The 26,125-nt window shown below is 32.2% G+C and carries 25 protein-coding genes; 6 read left to right on the top strand and 19 right to left on the bottom strand.

All coding sequences use genetic code 11. The features are described from left to right. Window positions 1-25 precede the first annotated feature (25 nt). Together LY08_RS07470 and LY08_RS07465 are read left to right on the top strand one after the other, a co-directional pair. Window positions 26-805, top strand: a complete 780-nt coding sequence (locus LY08_RS07470) for a hypothetical protein (RefSeq protein ID WP_111659825.1) — start codon at window positions 26-28, stop codon at window positions 803-805. Window positions 806-807: 2 nt separating this feature from the next. Continuing rightward, window positions 808-1,422 (top strand): deoxynucleoside kinase, encoded by a 615-nt coding sequence (locus LY08_RS07465; protein WP_111659824.1) that lies wholly within the window; start codon window positions 808-810, stop codon window positions 1,420-1,422. Window positions 1,423-1,531: 109 nt separating this feature from the next. Here the strand turns inward: LY08_RS07465 and LY08_RS07460 are convergent, their stop codons facing one another. The 4 genes from LY08_RS07460 to LY08_RS07445 form a co-directional block, all read right to left on the bottom strand. After that, window positions 1,532-2,536: an App1 family protein gene (locus tag LY08_RS07460; protein ID WP_111659823.1), complete on the bottom strand. Its 1,005-nt coding sequence runs from the start codon at window positions 2,534-2,536 to the stop codon at window positions 1,532-1,534. Between the two features lie 73 nt (window positions 2,537-2,609). Beyond that, window positions 2,610-5,111 (bottom strand): sodium-translocating pyrophosphatase, encoded by a 2,502-nt coding sequence (locus tag LY08_RS07455; protein WP_111659822.1) that lies wholly within the window; start codon window positions 5,109-5,111, stop codon window positions 2,610-2,612. 111 nt (window positions 5,112-5,222) lie between these two features. Continuing rightward, complete coding sequence (locus tag LY08_RS07450; protein WP_111659821.1) at window positions 5,223-5,750, bottom strand: inorganic diphosphatase; 528 nt, start codon at window positions 5,748-5,750, stop codon at window positions 5,223-5,225. Window positions 5,751-5,905: 155 nt separating this feature from the next. Then, on the bottom strand, window positions 5,906-6,817 hold the full coding sequence (locus LY08_RS07445; protein ID WP_111659820.1) for a dihydrofolate reductase: 912 nt from the start codon (window positions 6,815-6,817) through the stop codon (window positions 5,906-5,908). Window positions 6,818-7,081: 264 nt separating this feature from the next. On the opposite strand from LY08_RS07445, the gene LY08_RS07440 reads away from it, so the two are divergent. Next, window positions 7,082-7,378 carry an isoamylase early set domain-containing protein gene (locus LY08_RS07440; RefSeq protein WP_111659819.1) on the top strand — a complete coding sequence of 99 codons (297 nt, stop codon included), beginning with the start codon at window positions 7,082-7,084 and terminating at the stop codon, window positions 7,376-7,378. 79 nt (window positions 7,379-7,457) lie between these two features. On the opposite strand, the gene LY08_RS07435 is transcribed toward LY08_RS07440, so the two are convergent. From LY08_RS07435 to LY08_RS07405, 7 genes are all read right to left on the bottom strand, one after another. Beyond that, on the bottom strand, window positions 7,458-8,063 hold the full coding sequence (locus LY08_RS07435) for an energy transducer TonB (protein ID WP_111659818.1): 606 nt from the start codon (window positions 8,061-8,063) through the stop codon (window positions 7,458-7,460). 1 nt (window position 8,064) lies between these two features. Continuing rightward, window positions 8,065-8,946, bottom strand: a complete 882-nt coding sequence (locus LY08_RS07430; RefSeq protein WP_111659817.1) for an energy transducer TonB — start codon at window positions 8,944-8,946, stop codon at window positions 8,065-8,067. A 9-nt stretch (window positions 8,947-8,955) separates the two neighbouring features. Beyond that, complete coding sequence (locus LY08_RS07425) at window positions 8,956-9,780, bottom strand: thymidylate synthase (RefSeq protein ID WP_111659816.1); 825 nt, start codon at window positions 9,778-9,780, stop codon at window positions 8,956-8,958. Between the two features lie 231 nt (window positions 9,781-10,011). After that, on the bottom strand, window positions 10,012-11,700 hold the full coding sequence (locus tag LY08_RS07420) for a nucleoside transporter C-terminal domain-containing protein (RefSeq protein ID WP_111659815.1): 1,689 nt from the start codon (window positions 11,698-11,700) through the stop codon (window positions 10,012-10,014). 13 nt (window positions 11,701-11,713) lie between these two features. Next, a complete protein-coding gene (locus LY08_RS07415) occupies window positions 11,714-12,322 on the bottom strand; it encodes a bifunctional nuclease family protein (protein ID WP_111659814.1) in 609 nt (202 codons plus the stop codon). Between the two features lie 113 nt (window positions 12,323-12,435). Then, window positions 12,436-13,398, bottom strand: coding sequence for an electron transfer flavoprotein subunit alpha/FixB family protein (locus tag LY08_RS07410; RefSeq protein ID WP_111659813.1), 963 nt, complete (start codon window positions 13,396-13,398; stop codon window positions 12,436-12,438). 82 nt (window positions 13,399-13,480) lie between these two features. After that, a complete protein-coding gene (locus LY08_RS07405) occupies window positions 13,481-14,227 on the bottom strand; it encodes an electron transfer flavoprotein subunit beta/FixA family protein (RefSeq protein WP_111659812.1) in 747 nt (248 codons plus the stop codon). Between the two features lie 240 nt (window positions 14,228-14,467). On the opposite strand from LY08_RS07405, the gene LY08_RS07400 reads away from it, so the two are divergent. Together LY08_RS07400 and LY08_RS07395 are read left to right on the top strand one after the other, a co-directional pair. Beyond that, window positions 14,468-15,445 (top strand): pyruvate dehydrogenase complex E1 component subunit beta, encoded by a 978-nt coding sequence (locus LY08_RS07400; protein WP_111659811.1) that lies wholly within the window; start codon window positions 14,468-14,470, stop codon window positions 15,443-15,445. A 75-nt stretch (window positions 15,446-15,520) separates the two neighbouring features. Continuing rightward, on the top strand, window positions 15,521-18,022 hold the full coding sequence (locus LY08_RS07395) for a DUF5686 and carboxypeptidase-like regulatory domain-containing protein (protein WP_111659810.1): 2,502 nt from the start codon (window positions 15,521-15,523) through the stop codon (window positions 18,020-18,022). 12 nt (window positions 18,023-18,034) lie between these two features. Here LY08_RS07395 and LY08_RS07390 read toward each other — a convergent pair whose 3' ends face one another. From LY08_RS07390 to LY08_RS07370, 5 genes are all read right to left on the bottom strand, one after another. After that, window positions 18,035-19,012: a TolB family protein gene (locus tag LY08_RS07390; protein WP_245907569.1), complete on the bottom strand. Its 978-nt coding sequence runs from the start codon at window positions 19,010-19,012 to the stop codon at window positions 18,035-18,037. Window positions 19,013-19,032: 20 nt separating this feature from the next. Beyond that, window positions 19,033-19,869, bottom strand: coding sequence for a pseudouridine synthase (locus LY08_RS07385; RefSeq protein ID WP_111659808.1), 837 nt, complete (start codon window positions 19,867-19,869; stop codon window positions 19,033-19,035). A 65-nt stretch (window positions 19,870-19,934) separates the two neighbouring features. Then, window positions 19,935-20,840 carry a geranylgeranylglycerol-phosphate geranylgeranyltransferase gene (locus LY08_RS07380; protein WP_111659807.1) on the bottom strand — a complete coding sequence of 302 codons (906 nt, stop codon included), beginning with the start codon at window positions 20,838-20,840 and terminating at the stop codon, window positions 19,935-19,937. Between the two features lie 56 nt (window positions 20,841-20,896). Beyond that, window positions 20,897-21,826 carry a mevalonate kinase family protein gene (locus tag LY08_RS07375; protein ID WP_111659806.1) on the bottom strand — a complete coding sequence of 310 codons (930 nt, stop codon included), beginning with the start codon at window positions 21,824-21,826 and terminating at the stop codon, window positions 20,897-20,899. A 28-nt stretch (window positions 21,827-21,854) separates the two neighbouring features. Beyond that, window positions 21,855-22,937 (bottom strand): diphosphomevalonate/mevalonate 3,5-bisphosphate decarboxylase family protein, encoded by a 1,083-nt coding sequence (locus LY08_RS07370; protein ID WP_111659805.1) that lies wholly within the window; start codon window positions 22,935-22,937, stop codon window positions 21,855-21,857. 197 nt (window positions 22,938-23,134) lie between these two features. Between LY08_RS07370 and LY08_RS07365 the strand changes: the two genes are divergently transcribed. After that, a complete protein-coding gene (locus LY08_RS07365) occupies window positions 23,135-23,695 on the top strand; it encodes a TetR/AcrR family transcriptional regulator (RefSeq protein WP_111659804.1) in 561 nt (186 codons plus the stop codon). On the opposite strand, the gene LY08_RS07360 is transcribed toward LY08_RS07365, so the two are convergent. From LY08_RS07360 to LY08_RS07350, 3 genes are read right to left on the bottom strand one after another with little or no spacing between them, the layout of a single operon-like run. Continuing rightward, window positions 23,692-24,225: a DUF1697 domain-containing protein gene (locus LY08_RS07360; protein WP_111659803.1), complete on the bottom strand. Its 534-nt coding sequence runs from the start codon at window positions 24,223-24,225 to the stop codon at window positions 23,692-23,694. The two genes, LY08_RS07365 and LY08_RS07360, sit on opposite strands and share 4 nt — an antisense overlap. Window position 24,226: 1 nt before the next feature. Continuing rightward, on the bottom strand, window positions 24,227-25,438 hold the full coding sequence (locus tag LY08_RS07355; protein WP_111659802.1) for a BaiN/RdsA family NAD(P)/FAD-dependent oxidoreductase: 1,212 nt from the start codon (window positions 25,436-25,438) through the stop codon (window positions 24,227-24,229). Continuing rightward, window positions 25,435-26,112: a glycerophosphodiester phosphodiesterase gene (locus LY08_RS07350; RefSeq protein ID WP_111659801.1), complete on the bottom strand. Its 678-nt coding sequence runs from the start codon at window positions 26,110-26,112 to the stop codon at window positions 25,435-25,437. The genes LY08_RS07355 and LY08_RS07350 overlap by 4 nt, the downstream gene beginning before the upstream one ends. Between the last annotated feature and the right edge of the window lie 13 nt (window positions 26,113-26,125).

Genomic DNA, 26,125 nt, shown 5'->3' with positions numbered 1-26,125 from the left:
TTTAGTTTTTGTACATTGTTGCTGTATGAAATCCATAGTTTACATCTTATATTTTTTATCCTTTACGCTAGTAGCTCAAGTAGAAATTACACCAGTTTTACAACAACAAGACAGCTTAAATGCAGATGTTTTTGTTGCTAAAAACAATTTTGAAAACACCTACTACTTAAAAAACAATGCTTTAATAAAAATTAAAGACAAGGAAACGTTTAGTTACAGCAACATCCAATTAGGACAAATAACATCTGTAAACACTTTTAACCCATTAAAAATCAATGTGTTTTATGCTAATTTAAATACAGTAATTATATTAGATAATCGACTAGCCGAAATAACAAAACTAGACTTTAACACTTCGCAACCTTATAAAAACATATCGCATATCACCACAGGATTTGATAGTACACTGTGGTTATTTAATCAAGACTTTCAGTACCTAGAATTATATGATTACAAAACACAAACCACACGTTACAAAACCATTCCAGTAGCTTCTAAGGTATTAGATTTAACCAGTAACTATAACTATTGTTGGCTTTTAACAGAAAACTTTTTGTATTGCTATAATTACTTTGGCAGTGTGGTGTATAAATTACCAAACTTAGGTTACTCAAGCATTAAAGCAGCTAATGAAAACTTAGTAATTAAAAAGGATAAGAGTTTAATTTTTTATAATAGTAAAACCAAACAATTTCTGCCCATTAATTTACCAAATATGTTAATAAGTCAGTTTTTTGTAACCAATCAAATCCTTTATATTTACACTCGTAAAATGCTTTATCAATACCAACTTAAAACAGACTAACTATGCACGTTGCCATAGCAGGAAACATAGGCGCAGGAAAAACAACGCTTACCAAATTATTAGCAAAACATTTTAAATGGGAAGCACAATTAGAAGATGTTGTGGACAATCCGTATTTAGACGATTTTTACAACCAAATGGAGCGTTGGAGCTTTAACCTTCAAGTGTACTTTTTAAATAGTCGTTTTAGACAAGTGGCTCAAATTCGCGAAAGCGGAAAAGATATTATCCAAGACAGAACCATTTATGAAGATGCACATATTTTTGCACCTAACTTACATGCAATGGGATTAATGACTAATCGTGATTTTGAAAACTACAAGTCACTTTTTGATTTAATGGAAGGATTTGTTGCTGGACCAGACTTGCTTATTTACCTACGCAGTTCTATCCCAAACTTGGTATCACAAATCCATAAACGTGGTCGTGATTACGAAAACTCTATAAGCATTGACTATTTAAGCCGACTTAACGAGCGTTACGAAGCTTGGATACATGGTTACGACAAAGGAAATCTACTAATAATTGACGTAGACAATATGGACTTTGTGTCTAATCCAGAAGACTTAGGGACCATAATTAATAAGATTGATGCCGAAATAAACGGTTTATTTTAATTTTTTTTGGCGTTACCACGCTTTAAGGCGTGGTCAGGCTGTCCGTTATATCTTTTTTTGCCATATATGGCAGCAAAAAAAGGATGCCACTTCCATCCTTAACGCAGGCCTACTTAATTAGACCATTACGTTTAGCATGTGCAATAGCGTCTTTACTAGAATTAACTAATAAAACTGGTGTTTTTTCATAAGCATCCAGCAAGGCATTGACACGATTTATTTTCTTTTTATCATCAACACTTCTTAAATAAACTGCGTTAATACGGTTTGGAAAAGTATTTACAATTTCTAGATAAATATCAGGATCATGCTCTCCACTATCGCCAATTAATATAAAAGGTAAATTTGGATAAGTCTTTAAAATATTTTCTATCTCTAATTGCTTTTGTGGCTTAGTGTCTGCAGTTTTCTTTTTAAACATATTTCTAAAACTACGTAGTAAAATAGGTCCTTTAGGGAAGTTATTGGTTCTTAAAAAAAACTCTAAATAACGGTATAAATTCCATGGACTATGACTGACATAAAAAATAGGATTAGCCTTAGTACCAGCAGGTCCTTTGTGCAATAAATGATAAAATTCTGCTGCACCTTCTAACGGAATTCTATTTAGAGCATGTTTAAAAATAGTATTGTATATGACTCGCCATTTTAAAATGGACACCACACCAGTATGCAAAATGGTATCGTCAATATCACTAATAACACCAAAATCAGAATCTTCTCTAGGTATCAGTAATTCTGCTGGAAATCTGTTTTGATTTTGTATGGTTCTTTTTAAAGTAGCTTCATCGTAAGACACTTCAAAAATCAACCATCCTTCATCATTAATTAACTGGTCTAAATCTGTTAGAGTTTCTTCTACTTTATAATAGCCATCCTTATCGGTTTGCGAATAGAAAACCCGATTATTGGGTAAGGTAATTTTGAGTTTAGTGTGCTTGATTTCGTCTGTTTCAAAACGCTTCCAAGTATTTAAAATAAGATTAAATAAGCTTTTTTGATCTAAGTCTATAGTTTCATCTTCCAACGCACGACCACGATGGTAAAAATGACTTGAGGTACCATAACTTAAAAACGAAATTATTTGTAAAGGATCTTTCTTAAACCAACTCATTACCCAAATATAATATAAAAAAAACCTGCTAATCAAATTAGCAGGTTGAATTTATTTAGTTTTTATAAAACAGTTAATTAGTAACTTCTTTTTCTATTACTTTTTCAACGTTTTTAATAATTTTTTTGGTTCCATCCACTTTAATATCTACCTCTTTTAAAGCATCAATTTTAGATCTTACTTCATCTTCAGTCCCTTCAAAAACCTCTTCTTTAACAACTTCTTCTCCTTTTTCGGTAGTTGTAGTTGTTACAGTTGCTTTAACAGTTCCGTCGTCATTTTTATTCATTTCTACTTTCACCATTTTAGATATTTCTTTAGTGTCTGCTGTTACATTATGTGCAACACCTTTATCATCTATCCAAACATTTTCTTCTTCTGAAATAGCTAATCCAGTATCTGTATGACCTCCTAAAATTGGTGCAATTACTAATCCAATTAAACAAGTTAATTTAATTAGAATATTCATAGATGGTCCAGATGTATCTTTAAACGGATCACCAACAGTGTCTCCTGTTACAGCAGCTTTATGTGCTTCAGAACCTTTATAGGTCATTTGTCCATTAATCTCTACACCAGCTTCAAAAGACTTCTTAGCGTTATCCCAAGCTCCACCAGCATTGTTTTGGAAGATTGCCCATAACACACCAGAAACTGTTACTCCAGCCATATAACCACCTAACATTTCTGCAATAGCTTGATGATTCATACCAAATATCATTGGAACAAACGCAATAGCTAATGGAAAACCAATAGTTAATAAACCAGGTAACATCATTTCTTTTAAAGAAGCTTCTGTAGATATTGCCACACATTTATCGTATTCTGGCTTACCAGTACCTTCCATAATTCCAGGAATGTCTCTAAACTGTCTACGTACTTCATGTACCATTTCCATAGCAGCTTTACCTACTGCATTCATTGCTAAAGCAGAGAATACTACAGGTACCATTCCACCCACAAATAACATGGCTAAAACTGGTGCTTTAAAAATGTTAATTCCGTCAATTCCGGTAAACGTTACATAAGCAGCAAATAAGGCTAATGAGGTTAATGCAGCAGATGCAATAGCAAATCCTTTACCTGTAGCTGCAGTTGTATTACCAACCGAGTCTAATATATCTGTACGTTCTCTTACAATAGGTTCTTGCTCACTCATTTCTGCAATTCCACCAGCATTATCAGAGATTGGTCCAAAAGCATCAATTGCTAATTGCATAGCAGTAGTTGCCATCATTGCAGATGCAGCTAAAGCTACACCATAAAATCCTGCTAAAGCATAAGATCCCCAAATGGCTCCTGCAAATAATATTACAGACGGAAACGTAGATATCATTCCTGTTGCTAATCCAGCAATTATATTAGTTCCTGCTCCTGTACTAGATTGTTGTACTATTTTTAAGATTGGAGATTTTCCTAACCCTGTATAATATTCGGTAACCGAAGAAATCACAGCTCCAACAAATAATCCAACTAAAGTAGCATAAAACACACGCATAGACGATATGTTTTGTGTGCCTTCACCAAAGAAATCCATTTGCATAGTTTCTGGTAGCATCCAAGTTACTAAACCAAAACAAGCAGCAGCAACCAAACCAATAGAAACCCAGTTACCTAAGTTTAAAGCGCCCATTACTTGTGCTTCTTTAGCATCGTTATTTTTAATTTTTACTAACATGGTTCCAATAACAGAAATAACAATTCCTGCACCTGCAATAGCCATAGGCAATAAGATTGGTCCAATACCACCAAAAGCATCAGCGATGTTTCCACCCATATCTTTAATAACATAGTTACCTAATACCATAGCAGCTAAAACTGTTGCTACATAAGATCCAAATAAATCGGCTCCCATACCTGCAACATCACCTACATTGTCTCCAACGTTATCTGCAATTGTTGCAGGATTACGTGGATCGTCTTCTGGTATTCCAGCTTCTACTTTACCTACTAAATCGGCACCAACATCTGCTGCTTTGGTATAGATCCCTCCACCAACACGTGCAAATAATGCAATAGATTCTGCACCTAAAGAGAAACCAGCAAGGGTTTCTAAAACTAAAGTCATATCATCTGTATTAGTCCATCCATCTGGCATAAATACAAACTTGTAAAATATAATAAAGAAAGCGGTTAGACCTAACACAGCTAAACCTGCAACACCAAGTCCCATTACAGTACCACCTCCAAAAGAGATTTTAAGTGCTTTTGGCAAACTAGTACGCGCAGCTTGTGTCGTTCTTACATTTGTTTTTGTTGCTATTTTCATTCCAATATTTCCTGCAAAAGCAGAAAAAATTGCACCACATATAAAAGCAATTACAATTAAGTAACTTGTAGTTGGCACAAAGTAAGCAACTACAGCAAGTAATGCACTTACTATAACCACAAAGATTGATAGTAGTCTATACTCAGCATTTAAAAAAGCTAATGCGCCTTCATAGATGTGATCTGAAATTTCTTTCATTTTTCCATCTCCAGCATCTTGCTTCATTACCCAAGATTGTTTAATAACCATGTAAATTAAGCCTAAAATTGCCATAGCAATTGGCATATAAATCATCATTGATTCCATATAAGTGTTTTTGATTAGTTTTTAATGTCTGCTAAAGTAACAAAATAGCGCAGAATAAAAAACCCTTATAAATTATATATAAGGGTTTTTTAACTGTTTTATTACGAATTATTAAATTTTGAAGTCACCTGCTTGTTTATGTTTGCTATTTTCATAACGATCGATGCATTTATTTAAAATGTCATAAGCTTCTTCTGCATTTCCCCAACCACCAACATCAACTTTTTTCTTTTCTAAATCTTTATATACTTGAAAAAAGTGAGTGATCTCTTTAATTCTGTGCGGATTTAAATCTTGAATATCATTATACGTATTCCAAATTGGGTCTGTAACTGGTACACAGATTAATTTTTCATCTGGACCTTTCTCGTCTGCCATATGGAATACACCAATAGGTTTTACTTCCATCACACACATCGGAAAAGTTGGCTCTGTTCCCATTACCAATACATCTAACGGGTCACCATCTAATGCTAAAGTTTCTGGAATAAACCCATAATCTCCTGGATACATCATAGACGAAAACAACATACGGTCAAATCTGATTTTATTTAATTCAAAATCATATTCGTACTTGTTTCTACTTCCTTTTGGTATTTCTATTAATACATCAAATGTTAATTTTCCTGCTGGACTCATACTCTTATATTTTATTTCCGTCAAGCGGAAATTAATTATTTGTTCTATTTTTTGGGCTGCAAAAGTACGAGATAATTTAGGTTTGGGCAAATCAATTGAGACAGAAGTTTATTCTGACAACCATTTAATAGATAATGAAAAGTTAAAAGCCTAATTTATTTTCTCTCGAAGGTTAAAAATGAAAATTCATACTCATGATTGTCATCTTTTTTATGAAATACATTAGAGGTTTCTTTCCATATATTTGTGTCAATAGCAGGGAAAAAAGTATCTGCATCAAAATTGGCATGTACACGTGTTAATTCTATTTTTGATGCATAAGGCATCGCTAACTTATAGATTTCTCCTCCACCAATAATAAACGGTTGCGAGTCTTTTTTAGCAATAGAAATGGCGTCTTCTAAACTATTTACCACAATAACACCTTCTGGTGCTTTATAATTGGCTTGTCTAGAGATAACAATATGTGTACGATTAGGTAATGGTTTAGGAAAACTTTCAAAAGTTTTACGACCCATAATGATGTGATGACCAGAAGTTAAGGCTTTAAAACGCTTTAAATCGTCACTTAAATGCCAAATCAGTTCGTTATTTTTACCTATTTCATTATTCTCACCTGCAGCAACTATAATAGTAAGATTGTTTACTATTTTACTTGTTTTTTTTTGAAAGACTTCACTTTCAGCAATATGCAGATCTTCTTTTTCTAATTCATTTTTAAGCTTCTCTATGCGCACTTGTTGCTTATTGACCAACTTAGCTAATTGTTTTTCTTCCCATTCTTTACCCATAAATTTTGTAGTAACAAACACAGTAAAAGCATGGTATAAAAAGAAAAACAACCACCCTAAAATGGCGAAGACAAACCAATTAATTCCAAAAAACGTGGTGTCTTTACCAATACCTAAAACGGTATTTGCTGCTATAATAAATACTGCTCCAATTAGAAAGATAACAAAATGCGCATACAACCGTTTTTTTTGCTTAATTCTACGTTGGGCATTTTTAATTAATTCTAATTGCTCTTTATCTATTTGAGGTGTTTCTTTTTTCTTTATTCCAAACATAAGTTGACTTTATAATGTAAAGTTAGTGTTTTTACAAGAATTTGATTTTAATTATTTTAAACGAAAACGATTTAGTTTGATTTTCAGTAAGTTATGGTGATTATTTACTTTATTAATTCTAGTGATTTTATTCGGTAAAATTAATAATAAATCTGTTTTTACCCCCTAATTTTATTAATCTCATAAAAGTTTAAAATTAGTTATTTTTTATTTTGAAGAGTGAAAAAATCTTATCTAATTTTGAAGTATTAAAATACTAATATTATGGCAATTAAGAAACAATTTTTAAAAAGTAAGCCAGTTTGTAAAGTCACTTTTACTGTTCCTGCAGAAGATGCAAAAAAAGTAACTGTAGCTGGAAATTGGAATAACTGGAATACAAAAGCAGAACCTTTAAAAAAGTTAAAGAATGGTACTTTTAAAGGTACTGTAGATCTTGAAGCTGGAAAAGCTTACGAGTTTAAATATGTAGTTGATGGCAAATGGCAAAACGACACCCAAGCAGATGCTTATGCTTGGAATGACTATGCTGCAACAGACAACAGTGTAATTAATTTGTAATTTACATCTTAATTTAAAAGACAAAAGGAGCATAACTGTATGTTATGCTCCTTTTTTATTAAATAATTTTATTGTTGCTTTAGTCTTTGTTTTTTTCTTCTTTTTCTTTTTCTTTAAGTGCTTTTTTTAATTCTTTATCTCTTTGCTTTTTTTTCTTTTTTAAATCTTTTATTTCGTCTTGTGTAAGCGGGTAAGATTGTTGTTCTTCTGGAGCTAAATTACCAACTACAGTAAATACTATAGGTAAGCCATAGCTTACAATCACAGGTTTTCCTCGTTGCGTTCCTGGCGCATGCATTTTTGGTATAAGATTTAACACTCTTAAAGTTTCTTCTTCTAATTTAGGGTGTGGCGCTCTGGTCCTTATATTAAAAACATTACCTAAACTATCAATTTTAAAAATTGCAAATATCCTAACTTGACCATTATCTAATCCTAAATTGTTGGCTAAGTCTGTATTAAACTTTCTTGCTACGTGTTTTCTAACAGATTCTACAAAACATTTTTTTTGTTCTTCAATGCTATTTAAATCTTGACAACCTTCATAAACAGGTGCTTTTTCTATAACAGAAAATGGCACTTCTGGGTTTTCTACTTCTTCTTCTTCAACTTCAATGATTTCAATTTCTTGTGCAACAGTTAGTTGAGTAAATAATAGTAGTATTAGGAATAAAAGATTTTTCATATTAGTTTCTTAGCTTTCGTTTTTGTTGTCTCAATTCTTTTTTAGATAATTTATGTGAATCCTCAATCATAAATGATATTGGAATATAAAATGGGACAATTACAGGCTTACCACGTTGTATTCCAGGAGCGCTAAGCTTTGGCACTAAAGACATAATTCTAATTGCCTCTTGCTCTAAAGCGGGATGTGGTGCTCTGGCTTTAATAGATGTGATTTCTCCTTCTTTATCTATTTTAAAAAACACAAAAATTCTATGGATACCAGCATCCAAATCTAACGAATTGGCTAATTCACTTCTAAAATGCTTACCGATATGTATTCTTAGTTTATCGTTCATACATTTTCTTGCATCATCACCTAATAAGTCTTTTTTACAACCTAAGTAAATAGGTACTTTTTCAATAATACTAAACGGAACTTCTTCAGGTTGATAATTTTCTATAGGACTTAAAGTATTAAGTGCTCTATCTATTGTAAACCCAAAAACTGAAGATTTATAGTCTGCAACACCCTTATTGGTTTTGTCCAAAACTGGTGCTACTTTAGGAAATTTAGTAACTAAATAATTCAACTCGTTTTTTAGACTATCTACAGATGCAGATATATTGGAAAGCTTTTGTAAAACCGTTCCGGTTTCGTCAAAATAAATACGTGTAAAAATTTTTAATGTATCTTTTTTAGAGAACTGAATTAATTTACTGCTTACCTCAGCAGTTAAAGACGTATCAATATACTGAAGCACTTTAGTGTCATAACAACTAGAGACATCCTCAGCATCCTGACAACCTGGAAAAACAACGTGAGGTCTGTTGTATTTTAAACTACTTTGAGCGACGCAAAACGTAGTTAAAAGTAGTATTAAAGACAGAAAAAAATATTTCATTTAACAAGATTAAACTGCTACCACACCTTTAATATGTGGATGCGGATTGTAGTTTTCTAAAGTAAAATCTTCGAATTTAAAATCGAAAATATCTTTTACTTCAGGATTTAGCTTCATGGTTGGTAATGGTCTAATATCTCTAGATAATTGCAACTCTAATTGCTCAATATGGTTGCTGTAGATATGCGCATCTCCAAAGGTGTGAATAAAATCTCCTGCTTGATACCCACACACTTGAGCCATCATCATAGTAAATAACGCATAAGACGCAATGTTAAACGGTACTCCTAAAAAGATATCTGCACTACGTTGGTATAACTGACACGACAATTTACCATCTGCAACATAAAACTGAAAAAACGCATGGCATGGTGGTAACGCAGCTTTACCGTTAGCGACATTTTCTGCAAAGCTTTTTGAAGTATCTGGTAAAACCGAAGGATTCCACGCAGAAACCAACATACGTCTACTATCTGGATTATTTTTTAAGCTATGTATAACATCTTTAATTTGGTCTATCTCGTCGCTATTCCAGTTTCTCCATTGGTGTCCATAAACAGGTCCTAAATCACCGTTTTCATCTGCCCACTCATTCCAAATACGCACACCGTTTTCGGTTAAATAATTGGTATTAGTATCCCCTTTTAAAAACCAAAGCAACTCATAAATTATAGATTTTAAGTGTAATTTTTTAGTGGTAACCATTGGGAAACCTTCACTTAAATCAAAACGCATTTGGTAACCAAAAACGCTTTTGGTTCCTGTTCCTGTTCGGTCTTGTTTGGTATTGCCTTGTTCTAAAACGTGCTTAACTAAATCGTGGTATTGTTTCATAATATTTCCCACGAAAGTGGGAATCTGTTTAAATTAAACTTGAATTTTAATGCCAAAAACGAATTTAAATAAAAAGCAGTTTGAGAGCTGATTTTTAACTAAATAAATATTAAAAGTTATTAACTGAATAATTTCAAATAAAAAAGACTCATAACTATTGTTTGTTATGAGTCTTTAAGAAGTGTATTCTGTTTCTTTTTATGATGAGATTCCTACTTTCGCAGGAATTTGTTATCCTATTATCATACCTGCAATTGTTGCAGAAATTAATGACGCAATAGTACCACCAATTAAGGCTTTCATTCCAAACTTTGATAAAGTTTTACGCTGTCCAGGCGCTAATGATCCAATACCACCAATCTGAATACCAATTGACGCAAAGTTGGCAAAACCACACAACATATAGGTTGCCATTATAATTGATTTTTCATAGGTTAAATGTGTCGCGTTAGCTACATTTTTAAGATCTGCTAATTGGATATAACCTACAAATTCGCTAGCTGCTAATTTAATACCTAGCAATTGACCCATCAATGCCATATCTTGACTTGCCACACCAATTAACCACATTAATGGTGCAAAAATATAACCCAAAATTAACTCTAAAGATAAAGAGGCATAACTGGTATTTGCTGCAATCCATTCGTTTAAATTAGTGACATCACCTACCCAACCTAATATTCCGTTAAGCATAGCAATAAAAGCAACAAATACTAAAAGCATGGCTCCAACATTAACCGCTAATCTTAAACCTTCTGTTGTACCATTAGCTATAGCATCTAATATGTTAGACCCAATTTTATCTTGCGATACAGCAACATCTGTATTAACATTTTCGGTTTGAGGATATAATATTTTTGAGATGACTATAGCACCAGGAGCTGCCATAACTGAAGCTGCTAATAAGTGCTTGGCATAAAACAAACGTAAGGCTTCATCTTCTCCACCTAAAAAGCCAATATAGGCTGCAAGTACTGCACCAGCTACGGTTGCCATACCACCAATCATGACAAGAAGCATTTCTGACTTATTCATTTTTTCTAAATAGGCCTTTATTAATAAAGGTGCTTCGGTTTGTCCTAAAAAGATATTTCCTGCAACACTTAAACTTTCTGCTCCAGAAATTTTGAGAGCTTTAGATAAAAGCCAAGCCATTCCCTTTACTACTTTTTGAATAATTCCTAAGTAAAATAATAATGAGGTTAAAGCAGAAAAGAAAATAATGGTTGGTAATACTTGAAAGGCAAAAATGAATCCAAAAGTATCCATATCTACAACTAAACCTTCAAATAAAAATTTACTACCTGCTCTGGTAAAATCTAGGACACTTATAAACAAGCTTCCTACAAACTCAAAAGCGGTTTTAATAAATTCTACCTTTAAAACTCCAATTGCAATTAGTAATTGAAAGGCTAATCCAATTCCAACAATTTTCCAATCGATTGCTTTACGATTGCTACTAAATAAAAAGGAAATAAAAATTAGAGCTAACATTCCTAAAACCCCTCTCCAAAGACTTCCTATAGTAAACCCTTCACTTGGAATTATTTTATTGGCTTCAGAAACTGCTAATTGCTCTGCTGTTTGTTCTTTAATTTTAAATGAAAAAACAGATTCTTTTTCTTTAAAAACAAGAGTAGAATCTGTTAATGTTTGTACTTTAAATCTTTTGGTAACATCCGAAGGATTATCATAATAAAACACCAAAACATTATTTTGAAAAAGATAATCTCCGGAATAATTATTATGTGAAAAAGCACCTTTATTTATCGTTAAAATATCATTTTGGGAAATATCTAAACTAGTTGAATCTAACTGAGTTTGACTTGCTTCTAATTGCCATTCTTTTTCAATATTTTGAGCAAAACCTAAAGTTGAACTCAATAAAATAGCTACAATAGCAAGGGTAATTTTTTTCATTTGTTAAGGGGAATTATCGTTTAGAAATTTCATCTCTAATTTTAGCTGCTGTTTCGTAGTCTTCATTATTAACAGCTTCGTCCAATAGACTATGTAATTCTTCTATTGTTTTGGATTTATAATCTTCGCTTAAGGGTTCTATTTCTAATTCTTCATTTATAATATCTTCAACCAAAATATTATCTGGGTCATTCTCTTTGGTAGGATCTACTTTAAGATATATTCCAGCTTTATCTAGTATGTTTTTGTAAGTAAAGATTGGTGCTTGAAAGCGTAATGCTAAAGCAATAGCATCACTAGTTCTGGCATCAATAATTTCTTCAATCTTATCACGCTCGCAAATTAAAGACGAATAAAACACACCATCTACCAGCTTATGAATAATTACCTGTTTGACAACTATGTCAAAACGGTCTGCAAAATTCTTGAATAAATCGTGGGTTAACGGTCTTGGTGGTCTTATCTCTTTTTCTAAAGCAATAGCAATAGATTGCGCTTCAAAAGCACCAATAACAATAGGTAGTTTACGGTCACCTTCCACTTCGTTTAAAATAAGTGCATAGGCACCATTTTGTGTTTGGCTATAAGAAATACCTTTAATATTTAATCGAACTAAACTCATAGTATTTAAAAAACAAAGAACTGCTTAAATTAGGACTTTACCAAACTACAATTAGTAGTTTTTGTACATAATTTAAACAGTCCTGTGTTAATAGAACTTAAATTTATAAAAAATTATGCGTTTGCTGCTTTAAACGCTTTTATTTTTTCGATTAATTGCGGTACAACTTCAAAAGCATCACCAACAACACCATAATCTGCTGCTTTAAAGAAAGGTGCTTCTGGATCTGTATTTATTACCACTTTAACTTTTGATGCATTAATACCTGCTAAATGTTGGATGGCTCCAGAAATACCGATAGCAATATATAAATTAGAAGCTACTGGTTTTCCTGTTTGTCCAACGTGTTCGCTATGTGGTCTCCATCCTAAGTCTGATACTGGTTTAGAACATGCTGTTGCAGCGCCTAAAACGTCTGCTAACTCTTCTATCATTCCCCAATTTTCTGGACCTTTCATTCCACGTCCAGCAGATACTACTATTTCTGCATCTGCAATTGTTACTTTATCTGTTGCTTTATCTACAGACTCTACAGACACACCAGATTCTGGTAAGCTAGGCGAAAAGTCTTCTGAAGAAGCACTACCACTTGTTTCTACTAATCCAAAAGAGTTGTTAGACACTCCTACAACCTTAACTTCTGTATCTATAGTAGTTACATTAAAGGCTTTGTTAGTAAACGCAGTACGTTTAACCGTAAAAGGCGACGTAGATGTTGGCGCTTCCATAACATTAGATGCGTAACCTGCTTCTAGGCTTACTGCTAAAATAGGTGCTAAATATTTACTATCTGCTGTTTGGCTAACCACAACCACTTTAGCTTCCTCTTTTTTTGCTGCTTGTGCAATTGCAGCTGCATAAGTTTTTGCGTTAAAGTTTTTAAATGCATCGTTAGAGATGTTTAATACTTTATCGACTCCATATTTTCCTAATTCTGAGGTATCATTAGCGTTTATTGCAACTGCTGTAACTGTTGTTCCCATTTGGTCTGCAACTGCTTTGGCATATGATGCAACTTCAAAAGCTGTTTTTTTAAAGCTTCCGTTTTCTGATTCTGTATATACTAAAACTGACATAATTTTTATTTTAAAAATTAAAATTCCAAAATCTAAATTCCAAAAAGTTTTATGTTGGAATTTGGAATTAAAAAATTGTGATTTATATTACTTTAGCTTCGTTATGAAGTAAACTTACTAATTCGTCTAAATTATCTGGAGACACTAGTGTTACCGCTCCTTTTGGTGCTGGTTTTTCAAATTTAACCGAAGCGGTTTCTACAGCTGCTCCAACAGGTTCAACAACATTTAACGGTTTTTGACGTGCCATCATAATCCCTCTCATGTTAGGGATACGTAAATCACTTTCTTCTACCAGTCCTTTTTGTCCACCAATAACTAATGGTAAAGATGTTGAAACGGTTTCTTTTCCGCCATCAATTTCTCTAACCGCTTTTGCATTTGTTCCGTCAATTTCTAGGTTGATACAGTTAGTTACAAAGTTTGCTCCCACTAATTCTGCAAGCATACCTGGTACCATTCCTCCATTATAATCAATAGATTCACGACCAGCTATTACTAAATCGTAACCACCATCTTTAACAACATTGGCTAATTCTTTAGCGACTTGAAAACCGTCTTTAGCTTCAGTGTTAACTCTTACTGCATTGTCTGCTCCAATTGCTAAGGCTTTACGTAATGTAGGTTCGGTTTCTGCTCCACCAACATTAACTACAGTTACAGAAGCACCTTGTTTTTCTTTAAACCACATGGCACGTGTTAAACCAAATTCGTCATTAGGATTAATTACAAATTGCACTCCGTTAGTGTCAAATTTAGTATCGCCATCAGTAAAATTAATTTTTGATGTCGTATCTGGTACATGACTAATACACACTAAAATTTTCATATTTATTATATTTTTTTTAGTTCAATTGTGTTAGCAAAAATCAACTATATCGTTATAGTTAAGCTAACTTTTATTTAAATTTAAAATAAATTTAAGCTACAAAAATGCGCTTAAATATTGCGGTTACGAAGATAATTATTTTATTTCTAAAATATACTATGCATGCATAATAAATTTTAAATAATTCTTTAGTTAAAAGTTTTTCATTTATTGTTATTTTTGCTTTCAAATTAATTTTAGATGAAAACAATTCAATTTAGAGAAGCTATTTGCGAAGCTATGAGTGAAGAAATGCGCAGAGACGAAAGCGTATACTTAATGGGTGAAGAAGTAGCAGAATATAATGGAGCTTATAAAGCTTCAAAAGGAATGTTAGATGAGTTTGGTGCTAAACGTGTTATAGACACACCAATTGCCGAGCTTGGTTTTGCAGGTATTGCTATTGGATCTACAATGACTGGAAACAGACCTATTGTAGAGTACATGACGTTTAACTTCTCTTTAGTTGGTATTGATCAAATTATAAACAACGCTGCAAAAATTAGACAAATGTCTGGTGGACAATTTAATTGTCCTATAGTTTTTAGAGGTCCTACTGCTAGTGCAGGACAATTGGCAGCAACACACAGTCAAGCTTTTGAAAACTGGTTTGCAAACACACCTGGTTTAAAAGTAGTAGTACCTTCTAACCCTTATGACGCTAAGGGATTATTAAAATCTGCTATACGCGATAACGATCCTGTTATTTTTATGGAAAGTGAGCAAATGTATGGTGATAAAGGAGAAGTACCTGAGGGTGAATACACCATTCCGTTAGGCGTTGCAGACATTAAAAGAGAAGGTACTGATGTGACCATTGTTTCTTTTGGTAAGATTATTAAAGAAGCTTATATCGCTGCAGACCAATTAGCTGAAGAAGGTATCTCATGTGAGATTATTGACTTACGTACTGTACGTCCAATGGATAGAAAAGCTATTTTAGAATCTGTTAAAAAAACTAACAGATTAGTAGTTTTAGAAGAAGCTTGGCCTTTTGGAAACGTTGCAACAGAAATTACTTACTTAGTACAAAGTGAAGCATTTGATTATTTAGATGCTCCAGTAGTAAAAATAAACACTGCAGATACACCTGCACCTTACTCTCCAGTATTATTAGCCGAGTGGTTACCAGACCATAAAGATGTTATTAAGGCTGTTAAAAAAGTAATGTATAAATAAAAAAATAGTATTTTAGAAATACAAAAAGCTTCATTAGCATGATTGTTGATGAAGCTTTTTGTTTAATACCCAAATATGAATAGCAAACTTATTATTTTACTTTTTTTCTTCGGAAATCTAATCACCTACGCTCAAACTAAAGTTAGTGGTGTAGTGTTTGACGAGTTTGATCAACCTATTTCTTTTGCTAATGTTGTGTTTAAAGGATCTTCTATAGGAGTAATAACTAATGAAGAAGGTCGTTTTTACATGGAAGATGACCAAATTTGGGACACGTTACTGGTCTCGTTTATTAGCTATCAAACGGAAGAAATTCAACTTGATAAAAAAGTAAACTATAACCTTAAAATTATTTTAAAAGAAGAAGTTTCTACTTTAGATGAAGTCGTTATCGTTTCTGGAAAACAACCCAAAAAAAATAATCCAGCTATTGATATTTTAAGAAAAATATGGGCTAATAAACGTACAAATGGTTTAAAAAAATACAAGCAATACCAATACGATAAATACGAAAAAGTAGAGTTTGACCTAAATACCATTGATAGTTCTTTAATGGAAAGCAAACTATTTAAAGGTATGGAATTTGTCTTTGAGCAAGTAGATACTTCAAATGTTACTGGTAAAACATATTTACCTATGTTTATTAACGAGTCTTCTAGCGAAGTGTATGGAGACAATGTTATTAATGCAAAAAGAGAGATTTTAAAAGGTAACAAAAACTCTGGATTTAGTAATAACCAAATAATTATTGACTTTGTAGATGACTTGTACTCAGATTATGATGTGTATGATAATTATTTAAAGTTTTTTGACAAAAGTTTTACTAGTCCAATTTCTAGAACAGGAATCCAAACCTATAATTACGTATTAGCAGACAGTAGCTTTATAGATAACAAATGGTGTTATAACATTATTTACTATCCACGACGTAAAAATGAGTTGACTTTTAAAGGTGATTTTTGGGTAGCAGACACCACATTTGCTATTAAAGAGATTAATATGCAAGCCTCTAAAAGCGCCAATATTAACTGGGTTAAAGAAATTTATATCGAGCAAGAATTTGAAGTGCTTAACGACTCGGTATTTTTAATAAAACGCGATTACTTTATGAGTGATTTTGCGTTTAATAAAAAAGAACAATCTAAAGGAATTTATGGAAAACGTACCACCTTGTACGATAATTACAAATTTGACCTAAAAAAAGACCCTAAGTTTTATAAAGAAAAAGTTTACAGTTTTGACCAAGATCTGTACAACCAAGATGATAGTTTCTGGGAAAAAAACCGCATGGAGCAACTTAGTAAAGATGAAAAAGGGGTTTACGTCATGTTGGATTCTTTAAAAAACACGCCTAAGTTTCAGCGTTTGTATAATTTAGGAACCATTTTAGCATCAGGTTATGTCGAGTTTCCTAGCATTAATTTTGATTATGGACCCATCTTCTCCACCTTTGGTTTTAACGCAGTAGAAGGCTTACGATTAAGAGCTGGAGGACGTACATACTTTGGTCAAAATGATTTGTGGCGACTAGAAGGATTTACAGCTTATGGTTTTAGAGATAATAAGTTTAAATACGGATTATCTGGTAAGTGGTTGTTGGATAAACGAAGTCGATTAATCATCTCTGGAGGAAACCGTAGAGATGTTGAGCAAATAGGAGCAAGTCTAACCACAAGTACAGATGTATTAGGTCGAAGCTTAGCTAGTAGCGCAGTTGTTGGTACAGGAATAAATGACAAACTAACCAACATTAACTTAAGTATTTTGTCTATTGAAGCTGAGCCTTTTCGTAATTTTATTACGCGCTTAAGCGGAAGTTACAGAACTTTAGAATCTGCTTCAAACACATTTAGTCTAGACTATTATACAGATGCGACACAAACCACCACAAAGTCTGAAGTGAAGCAATATGAAACTGCAGTTTCTATATCTTATTTCCCAAATCGTGAAATGACTGGTTTTGGTGTAGAGCGTCGCACTAAAAATGATGATTATGCTAGACTGTTTGCACAGGTAACTGTTGGTGATAAAAGTGTTTTAAATAGCGATTTTGACTATACAAAATTGCAATTTTCGTACACACAACCTTGGTCTGTAGGAGGTTTTGGACGTTTATACACCACTATTGAAGCTGGTAAAACGTTTGGAGAAGTCCCTTTAGGATTATTAAGTGTCGTACCAGGTAACCAAAGTTATTTTTCTATTTACAACACGTTTTCTAACTTAGATTTTTACGAGTTTGTGACAGACGAATATGCCACCTTACACATAGAGCATAATTTTAATGGACGCTTGTTTTCACGAATTCCGTTTCTTAAAAAATATAATTTAAGAGCTATTGTAGGCGCTAGAGGAGTTATTGGTGATATCTCTCAAGAGAATAAAGACATTAACGCTTCAGGTTTGATGTACAGAGCACCAAGTAAAGAAGCGTATTACGAGTATAGTGTTGGTGTAGGTAATATTTTTAAAGTCTTTAGGATAGACTTTAATTTTAGAGGTAATTACCTTAACCCTATTACCAATCCTGATGCCAGAAAATTTGGTGTTACTGGTAGTTTTGGGTTTTATTTTTAGAATTACTGTCGTTTAGAGAATGCTATCTAAACTAATTTTATAAATATTTCCAAATCCATTTAAAGGATGATTTGCTATTTGTTTTAAAGACTCAATCTGTTCTAATTTATTATTGTTGAGGGATAGTCTTTCACTTGTAAAATAGAAACTGCGAGACTTCCAGTCTATAAACGGACAAAAATCTAATGCAGTAGAATTCACTAATTTCCCTAAGTTTTTAGAAGCTGTCCATTGACCAGTTTTGTCTTTTTGGCTAATATATAAATCTCCTCCACCTAGACCATCAGCTCTTCCAAAGGAACTAAAAATAATTAAATTTTCATCTGGACTGATGTAGGCATTAAATTCAAATAATGGTGTATTTATTGCTTCAGGTAATGGTTTTGGTGCTAGATATTGACCATTTAAATATTCTGAAACAAAAATATCTTCTCGACCTATTCCGTCTGCTCTTGTTGCTGTAAAATATAAATTACCAGAGGTAGTTAAAGATGGAAAAAATTCGTCGTTTTTGGTGTTAATTACAGAGTCTAGTGCAATTGGTTCTGACCAAGCACTTTCAATACGGTCACTATACCAGATATTATAATCAGTTCTAGTATTATCGTTATAAATTGGTCTATTAGATGCAAAATATAATCGGTTACCGTTATTGCTATAAAAGGGTTCTATATCTTGATATTGTCCAGAGATATTTAAAATTTGGGCATCAGTCCATTCTCCATTTTCAAAGTTTAGCGACACTAAGCATCTTTTGTTTTGTTTATAATCGCCTAATGTGTAAATAAGCTCATTACCTTGAGGAGAGATTGCTAAATCACGTTCGTATAATGGTGTAGATATGACGTGTTCTCCAAATAACACTAAACTATCTGTGGTAGTGTTAATATCTATAACTTTAGCTTGAGATTTAATTTGTGGCGATTGCTTGTGCTTAGTTTGACAACTAAACACAACTGCAAAAACCATAATTAAATATTTGAATTTCATTTTATCAATAAGAAAATATCCTACATCATTTTTAATGTATTCACTTCTTGTTCAGTTAAAATTTTCCAGTTTCCTCTTGGGATATCTTTTTTGGTTAAATGTGCAATTTGTACGCAATCTATTCTAACTAACTCGTATTTTAAATGCTCAAAAATAGTATGTAAAATAGTGTTTCCTGTATTTTTAATTTTTACACCAACTTCATTTTTAGTATTGTTAACATAGTCTATTTCTTCAACGTTAACCTGCTTTCCTTCGACTTTAAAACCTTCTCTAATTTTTTTTAAATCTTCAAATTTTAAATTCTTATCTAACTCTAAATGAAACAAACGCTCTACACCTTTGTTAGAACTAGTAAAACGCGCTACCACTTTCTCGTCGTTAGTAAAAAGCAATAATCCTGTCGAGTTTCGTCCTAGACGTCCAATTGGTTTAATTCTTGCGCTTGTTGCATTTGCCACCAAATCCATAACGGTTCTTCCTTTTTGCTCACTTGTTGTAGTAGCAAAACCTTTAGGTTTGTTTAATAAGACGTATGCCTTTTTTTCTGGGTTAATTCTAGCTCCATCGTAACGGACTTCGTCTTCTAACTTGACTTTATAACCCATTTCTGTTACAACTTTACCGTTTACAGTAACTAGTCCCATTGCAATGTGCTGGTCTGCCTCTCTACGAGAGCACATTCCAGAATTGGCAACGTATTTATTTAAACGGATTAGATCTGATTGACTATTAGATTTTGGTGCTGTTTTTTTCTTAATAGGTGCGTTACCTCTAGCATACGTTTTGCTTTTAGAGTTATCACGTCCTCTTCCAGAGGATTTTCCTTTACCATTGGCACCTTGATGTCTGCTCATAATATAATTTTTTGCAAATTTACAACGAATTTTTCATCTCTTGCTATTTAATGTAGTAATCTAAATTATAATATTCGGTTTAAAACCAAATCTACATCAATCAATAAAATACTAAATACACCAGCTAGTATTATTAATTTAAGAATATTGTGTAACCACAAGTAGTGGGTTTTTGTATTTGATTTCCAAAGTAAAATAAGATAAATAATTAATAGTGCTTCACAAACGTAAAAATATATGTACATGTAACCTATATCAAATTTTGTGACTAAAAAATACACCGGAAACAGAGTTGCAATAACCAAAAATGTAGTGATTTTTTTTGAAAATGACTCGCCATAAACAATAGGAATAGTTCTGTAGTTTAAGGTTAAATCTCCTTTTATGTTTTCTAAATCTTTGGTTAATTCTCTGATAGCGACTATTAAAAATAGAAATATAGCATGTACAAAAATAACAGCTTTAAAATTGGAATAATACACAAAAATGACAAAGAAAGGCGTCAGGGTTAATATTGCTGAAACCACATTACCTACAATAGGAAGTTTTTTTAATTTATGCGAATAGAACCAAATAGCAAAGATGTAAAACGAAAAGAATAATACAGGCTTAAAAGACACGTAGCTAGCCATAACAACTGCTGAAAAATTAAGCACAAAATAAAATGATAGCTTGGTGTTTTGACTAACCAATTTGTCTAACATGGTTTTGTTAGGTCTATTGATTAAATCTTTTTCGGAATCGTAAAAATTATTTATTATATAACCTCCAGCAATTACTGCTGCAGATGCTAAAACTAGCATTAATAAGTTAACATCAAACAGTACCTTTTTTAAAGGTTTATCTGGTGCAAAAATGTATATTGAAGTTAAGTATTGTGCTATTACAATAACTAAAATATTATAGCCTCTAACCACAGAAAACATACTAAAAAATTTAAGAAGAATATGTTTCTGTTTTCGTTTAAGCATAAACAATATTTTAAAAAAACACTTAGACTAAGCTTAGTCTAAAAAATAAAAGAATGTTAGAAATTATATACAACTTCTAGCTTATAGTCTTTTAATGCGTTTTCTGCTTTTTTAATATCTGGTGTAAACCCTAAAATGTAACCTCCACCACCAGAACCACAAAGTTTAAGGTAGTAATCGTTAGTTTCAATTCCTTTTTTCCAAAGCTCATGGAATTGAGCTGGAATCATAGGTTTAAAATGGTTTAGCACTACTTTAGATAATTGTTTAGTGTTTTTAAATAACGACTTGATATCGCCTTTTAAAAAGTCATCAACACAAGCATCTGTATGTTTAATAAACTGGTTTTTAAGCATGTTTCTAAACCCTTCTTGCTTCATGTTTTCCATAAAAATACTCACCATTGGTGCAGTTTCACCAATTACACCAGAGTCTAATAAAAAGACTGCTCCTTGCCCATTACTACTTTGCGTTGGAATACCTGTTGCCTCAATATTTTCTTGAGAATTTATTAATATTGGTAAGCTTAAATAACTATTTAACGGATCTAATCCAGAGGATTTACCATGGAAAAACGATTCCATTTGAGCAAATATAGCTTTTAACGTAAGTAGTTTTTCTCTTGTAAGATTTTCTAAAACGGTAATTTTATTTTGAGCATATTTATCATAAATAGCTGCTACTAAAGCACCACTACTACCAACACCGTAACCTTGAGGTATTGAAGAGTCAAAATACATACCTGTCGAGACATCGTTTTGTAAAGCTTCTATATCAAAGACAACAAGTTGCTTATCTATTTTTGATAAATACTCTGTAAAACGTTGTAAATTTTTGTTGGATTGTTGTGCCTCTTCAGATGGATTTTTATCCATTTTTAAAGCACCATTATAAAAATTATAAGGTATTGACAACCCTTTTGAATCTTTGATGATTCCGTACTCACCAAACAACAAAATTTTTGAATAAAATAAAGGACCTTTCATATGCTATTAATCCATTGGTTTTATAAAGTTACAATTGTTTTGCACCAAAACCAATTCTGTCACAAATATAATGACCGTTTTGACAATATCCAACTAACTGGGTCTTAATGAATTCATAAATTATTTCTGAATCTTTCTGTGGATACAACACATGTACATTAGCTCCAGCGTCTAAAGTAAAGCAAATAGGCAATCCTGTTTCTTTTCTAAAAGCCCAAATTTTATTAATTATTTCTAGTGTATTAGGTTTCATTAAAATAAAATAAGGCATGCTTGTCATCATCATTGCATGAAGGGTTAATGCTTCACTTTCTACTAAAGCAATAAAAGCTTCTAAATTACCAGTTTTTAATATCTCTTTGATATTAGTAATGTTATCTACTGCTTGCTTAAAACGTTGTTTAGCAAAAGGATGTCCATGCATTAAATTATGACCAACTGTACTACTAACTTGCTTTTCACCTTTATCGACTAACAAAATTGTATCATGATAATTTTTAAACACCTCATGAACTTGATAAGGATATTTTACACCAAAATAGTCGCTACTTCCCTTAATAGCTGGATGATGACCCCAAACTACCAAGTCGCCTTCTAGACTTCTGCAAGCACTTCCTGATCCTAATCTTGCTAAAAAAGAGGCTTTTTGAATAAAATACTCTTCTGTTAAATTAGCGTCGCTTAACTCCTTTTCTATGCTCATTAAACATAACGCTAAAGCACTCATCCCAGATGCAGAAGAAGCGATTCCTGAGCTATGCGGAAAGGTGTTTCTGGTTTTTATAGTAAAATGAAAATCTTTTAAAAAAGGGAGATAGGCTTCAATGCGTTTAAAAAAAGTTTCAATTTTTGGATGAAAATCTGGCTTAGCTTTTTCATCTAAAAACACTTCAAATGAAAACGTTTCATTATTTGTTTTTGTTTCAAAAGTTACTTCTGTAATAGTTTTGCAAGCATCTAAAGTGAAACTAATAGAAGGATTTTCTGGGATTTGATGTTCTTTTTTTCCCCAATATTTAACCAAAGCTATATTACTAGGTGATGACCAAGTCACTACACCATTGTTGTTTGTTTTTTTGTAATTATTGAATAAAAAACCAGATAAATTCATTTAAAATAAAATTTGTGCAAAGATAGTTTTAATATTTAAACTATTTGTTTAATTTTGAAAACCGAATGAATATTCAATTTGTTGATTTCCAAGTATTTCCGTTTTTTGAATGCATTCAAAACTAAAATTAACTGATTGGTAAAAAGAGTTCCCTTAAATCTCACTTTGCCGCTTTTCCTAAAAATAAGTCTATTTTCATGGACAAAAAACAACGTATTATTATCACTATGCTAGAGCTAGTGGTAAAACAAGGTCTGCATGCGACACCTATGTCTCAAGTTGCTAAAGAAGCAAATGTAGCAGTAGGTACTATTTATCATTATTTTGAAAACAAAAATCAAATTATTGAAGAGATTTATTTGATGATTGTTCAAGATTACGGAGTCGTTTTGATGGCTAACCTACCAGACAAAGATTATAAATCTCAGTATGAGGCTATGTGGTTAAACCTATACAACTATTTTGTTGGAAACCCTTTAGCATTTACTTTTATGGAAATTGTTGCTGTGCCTCCTATAATTACAAAAAACTTAGTAAGACTTTCTGCAAAGCACATTGCAAATATTAGAGATTTCTTTTTAAAAGGTATTGAAGAAAACCACATTAAAGATGTTCCTGTAAGACTTATTTTACAGATGGTTTTAGGGGATGTTGTTTCTGCAATGCGTTTAAAAATAAAAGATGAGCTTGATATGAATAAAGAGCAGCTTAAATTTGCATTAGAAATGTCATGGGACTCTATTAAAAAGAACAATTAAAGGTCCGAAAGGTCTATTAATTTTTTAAGGGTTTTATAGTTTCTGGTTGTTGCTTCCATCAATAATTTTTTTTCAAAAAAATTATTATTAGCTTTTGCTCTGCCATATCCTGTGCTGGAATACAAGTAAATACAATCATTAATTAGCTTAAATTTTTCGTTTGGAAAACTGTAAGAATCTAAAGACTGTGCTTGTTGTTTGGTAGCTTTATTAAATAGCAATGCAAAATAACTGTTTTCTTTTTCTGCTTCCGTAAACGGACAACGTGTTAATATGGTTTGTATCTCTTTTGGTGTTTTAATTAGTACAGGAATTTCAAGATTAAATTGATTTTTAATTGCTGCTTTAATTTTAGTTTCTAAAACAGGTCTATCTGTTTCTTTAGCTTTAAATACAATATTCCCAGTTTGAATGTAAGTTTTTACATCCTTAAACGATAGGCCATCTAATAACTGACGTAAGTCTTGCATTGGGATTTTGTTATGTCCACCAACATTAATTCCTCTTAAAAAAGCTACAAACGTTTGCATATTATTGGTATAAATTATTAGCAACTATATAAGCTCCTGTCCAAGCATTTTGGAAGTTAAAACCACCTGTTACTGCATCTACATTAATGATTTCGCCAACTAAATATAAATTGTCATGCAATTTACTTTGGTAGTTTTTGAAGTTTATCTCTTTTAAATCTACACCACCAGCGGTCACAAATTCTTCTTTAAAAGTACTTTTACCGTCTACTTTAAACACAGCTTTTGTTAATTGTTTGGATAGATTGTCTAATTGTAATTTATTGACCTCTGCCCATTTAGTGTCTTCTGTTATAGAGGCAGCTAACACTAATGTTCTCCACAAACGTTTAGGTAGGTCAAACTGTGCATAATTAACCACCGTTTTTTTAGAAAACTCTTGCTTGCAGTCTTTTAATACTAATAGTACAGTGTCATAATCTTGATTAACAAAATTAATCTCAATATTAAATTTGTAATTTTTTTTAGCCAATTCTAAAGCTCCAAAAGCTGAAAGTTTTAGTATGGAAGGTGCACTCATTCCCCAATGAGTAATCAATAATGGTCCCGAAGATTCTAAATGAGAATCTACTACTTTTACAGTAACATTATGTGCAACCACACCAGGAATATCTTTTATTCTGTCGTCGGTAATATTAAAGGTAAATAATGACGGAACAGGTTTTACAATAGTATGTCCTAATACTTCTAAAAACGACCAAATCTTAGGGTTACTTCCTGTAGCAACAATTAATTTTTCTGAAGAAAATTGGTCTGTTTTTGTATTGACCTCCCATTTATCTTTTACACTTTGAAAACGAGTAACCGATTGATTAGTTAACACCTCAACTTGATGTTTTTTTGCTTCATTTAAAAAACAATCTATTATGGTTTTAGAGCTATTAGTTACTGGAAATATGCGACCATCTTCTTCAATTTTTAGTGGTATACCTCTGTTTTCAAACCACTCCATAGTATCACCTGTCATAAAAGTATGAAAAGGTCCTAGTAATTCTTTTTCTCCTCTTGGATAATATTGGGTTAATTCTTGCGGAATAAATTCGGCATGAGTTACATTACAACGTCCTCCACCAGATACTTTAACTTTAGTAAGCACCTCTTTTCCTCGTTCTAAAATGGCTACTTTTAGGTTGTTATATTGCTCTGCTATATTAATTGCAGCAAAAAAACCTGCTGCACCTCCACCTATTATTATTACATCATACTGTTTCATAATCGGTCAGGAAAATCACTTATTATAGCATCTACTTGATAACTTTTCATTCGTTTTATGGCTTGTTTGGTATTGACTGTCCAAGTATTGACTTTAAATCCTAATTTTTGAGCCTCTTTGACATTGTCTTTACTAAGTAAAGCAAAATTAGGATGTATGATTTTAGTTTTAATTCTATGTGCAAAATGAATTGCTTTAGTCACACTAGCTTTTGTTAAAACTGCTAACGGAATGTTAGGGTTATGATTAAAAACATCTAACAGCTCTTTTTCTTGAAAACTACTAACTAATATATTACCCAAAGACCAGTTTTTATTAGCTACATAATAATCTATAACTTGGCAAACTGGTAAACCTGTTGCTTCACCTTTTAATTCTATATTTACCAAAATAGTATTATCAATGAGGTCTAAAACCTCTGTTAATGTAGGTATTTGGTAGTTATCTTCTACTCGTAACTGTTTTAATTGCTTTAAAGTGTATTTACCAATTTCTCCTGTTCCGTTTGTCATACGGTCTAAGGTAAAATCATGAAACACGACTAATTGACCACTTTTGCATATATGCACGTCAATCTCTATTCCATCTACACCAAACTGTATAGCTTGATTTATTGATTCTAATGTGTTTTCGGCAATATGACCTTTTGCCCCTCTGTGCCCAATTTTAAGCATATAAATTAGTAAT

The sequence above is a fragment of the Olleya aquimaris genome (assembly GCF_003259525.1).
GTDB lineage: Bacteria > Bacteroidota > Bacteroidia > Flavobacteriales > Flavobacteriaceae > Olleya > Olleya aquimaris.
This window is presented reverse-complemented; position numbering and strand designations above follow the sequence as displayed.

Bases quoted from the DNA above. Each gene is read 5' to 3' on its own strand.
- LY08_RS07470 (WP_111659825.1), top strand. From the start codon at position 26: ATGAAATCCATAGTTTACATCTTATATTTTTTATCCTTTACGCTAGTA.
- LY08_RS07465 (WP_111659824.1), top strand. From the start codon at position 808: ATGCACGTTGCCATAGCAGGAAACATAGGCGCAGGAAAAACAACGCTT.
- LY08_RS07460 (WP_111659823.1), bottom strand. From the start codon at position 2,536: ATGAGTTGGTTTAAGAAAGATCCTTTACAAATAATTTCGTTTTTAAGT.
- LY08_RS07455 (WP_111659822.1), bottom strand. From the start codon at position 5,111: ATGGAATCAATGATGATTTATATGCCAATTGCTATGGCAATTTTAGGC.
- LY08_RS07450 (WP_111659821.1), bottom strand. From the start codon at position 5,750: ATGAGTCCAGCAGGAAAATTAACATTTGATGTATTAATAGAAATACCA.
- LY08_RS07445 (WP_111659820.1), bottom strand. From the start codon at position 6,817: ATGTTTGGAATAAAGAAAAAAGAAACACCTCAAATAGATAAAGAGCAA.
- LY08_RS07440 (WP_111659819.1), top strand. From the start codon at position 7,082: ATGGCAATTAAGAAACAATTTTTAAAAAGTAAGCCAGTTTGTAAAGTC.
- LY08_RS07435 (WP_111659818.1), bottom strand. From the start codon at position 8,063: ATGAAAAATCTTTTATTCCTAATACTACTATTATTTACTCAACTAACT.
- LY08_RS07430 (WP_111659817.1), bottom strand. From the start codon at position 8,946: ATGAAATATTTTTTTCTGTCTTTAATACTACTTTTAACTACGTTTTGC.
- LY08_RS07425 (WP_111659816.1), bottom strand. From the start codon at position 9,780: ATGAAACAATACCACGATTTAGTTAAGCACGTTTTAGAACAAGGCAAT.
- LY08_RS07420 (WP_111659815.1), bottom strand. From the start codon at position 11,700: ATGAAAAAAATTACCCTTGCTATTGTAGCTATTTTATTGAGTTCAACT.
- LY08_RS07415 (WP_111659814.1), bottom strand. From the start codon at position 12,322: ATGAGTTTAGTTCGATTAAATATTAAAGGTATTTCTTATAGCCAAACA.
- LY08_RS07410 (WP_111659813.1), bottom strand. From the start codon at position 13,398: ATGTCAGTTTTAGTATATACAGAATCAGAAAACGGAAGCTTTAAAAAA.
- LY08_RS07405 (WP_111659812.1), bottom strand. From the start codon at position 14,227: ATGAAAATTTTAGTGTGTATTAGTCATGTACCAGATACGACATCAAAA.
- LY08_RS07400 (WP_111659811.1), top strand. From the start codon at position 14,468: ATGAAAACAATTCAATTTAGAGAAGCTATTTGCGAAGCTATGAGTGAA.
- LY08_RS07395 (WP_111659810.1), top strand. From the start codon at position 15,521: ATGAATAGCAAACTTATTATTTTACTTTTTTTCTTCGGAAATCTAATC.
- LY08_RS07390 (WP_245907569.1), bottom strand. From the start codon at position 19,012: ATGAAATTCAAATATTTAATTATGGTTTTTGCAGTTGTGTTTAGTTGT.
- LY08_RS07385 (WP_111659808.1), bottom strand. From the start codon at position 19,869: ATGAGCAGACATCAAGGTGCCAATGGTAAAGGAAAATCCTCTGGAAGA.
- LY08_RS07380 (WP_111659807.1), bottom strand. From the start codon at position 20,840: ATGCTTAAACGAAAACAGAAACATATTCTTCTTAAATTTTTTAGTATG.
- LY08_RS07375 (WP_111659806.1), bottom strand. From the start codon at position 21,826: ATGAAAGGTCCTTTATTTTATTCAAAAATTTTGTTGTTTGGTGAGTAC.
- LY08_RS07370 (WP_111659805.1), bottom strand. From the start codon at position 22,937: ATGAATTTATCTGGTTTTTTATTCAATAATTACAAAAAAACAAACAAC.
- LY08_RS07365 (WP_111659804.1), top strand. From the start codon at position 23,135: ATGGACAAAAAACAACGTATTATTATCACTATGCTAGAGCTAGTGGTA.
- LY08_RS07360 (WP_111659803.1), bottom strand. From the start codon at position 24,225: ATGCAAACGTTTGTAGCTTTTTTAAGAGGAATTAATGTTGGTGGACAT.
- LY08_RS07355 (WP_111659802.1), bottom strand. From the start codon at position 25,438: ATGAAACAGTATGATGTAATAATAATAGGTGGAGGTGCAGCAGGTTTT.
- LY08_RS07350 (WP_111659801.1), bottom strand. From the start codon at position 26,112: ATGCTTAAAATTGGGCACAGAGGGGCAAAAGGTCATATTGCCGAAAAC.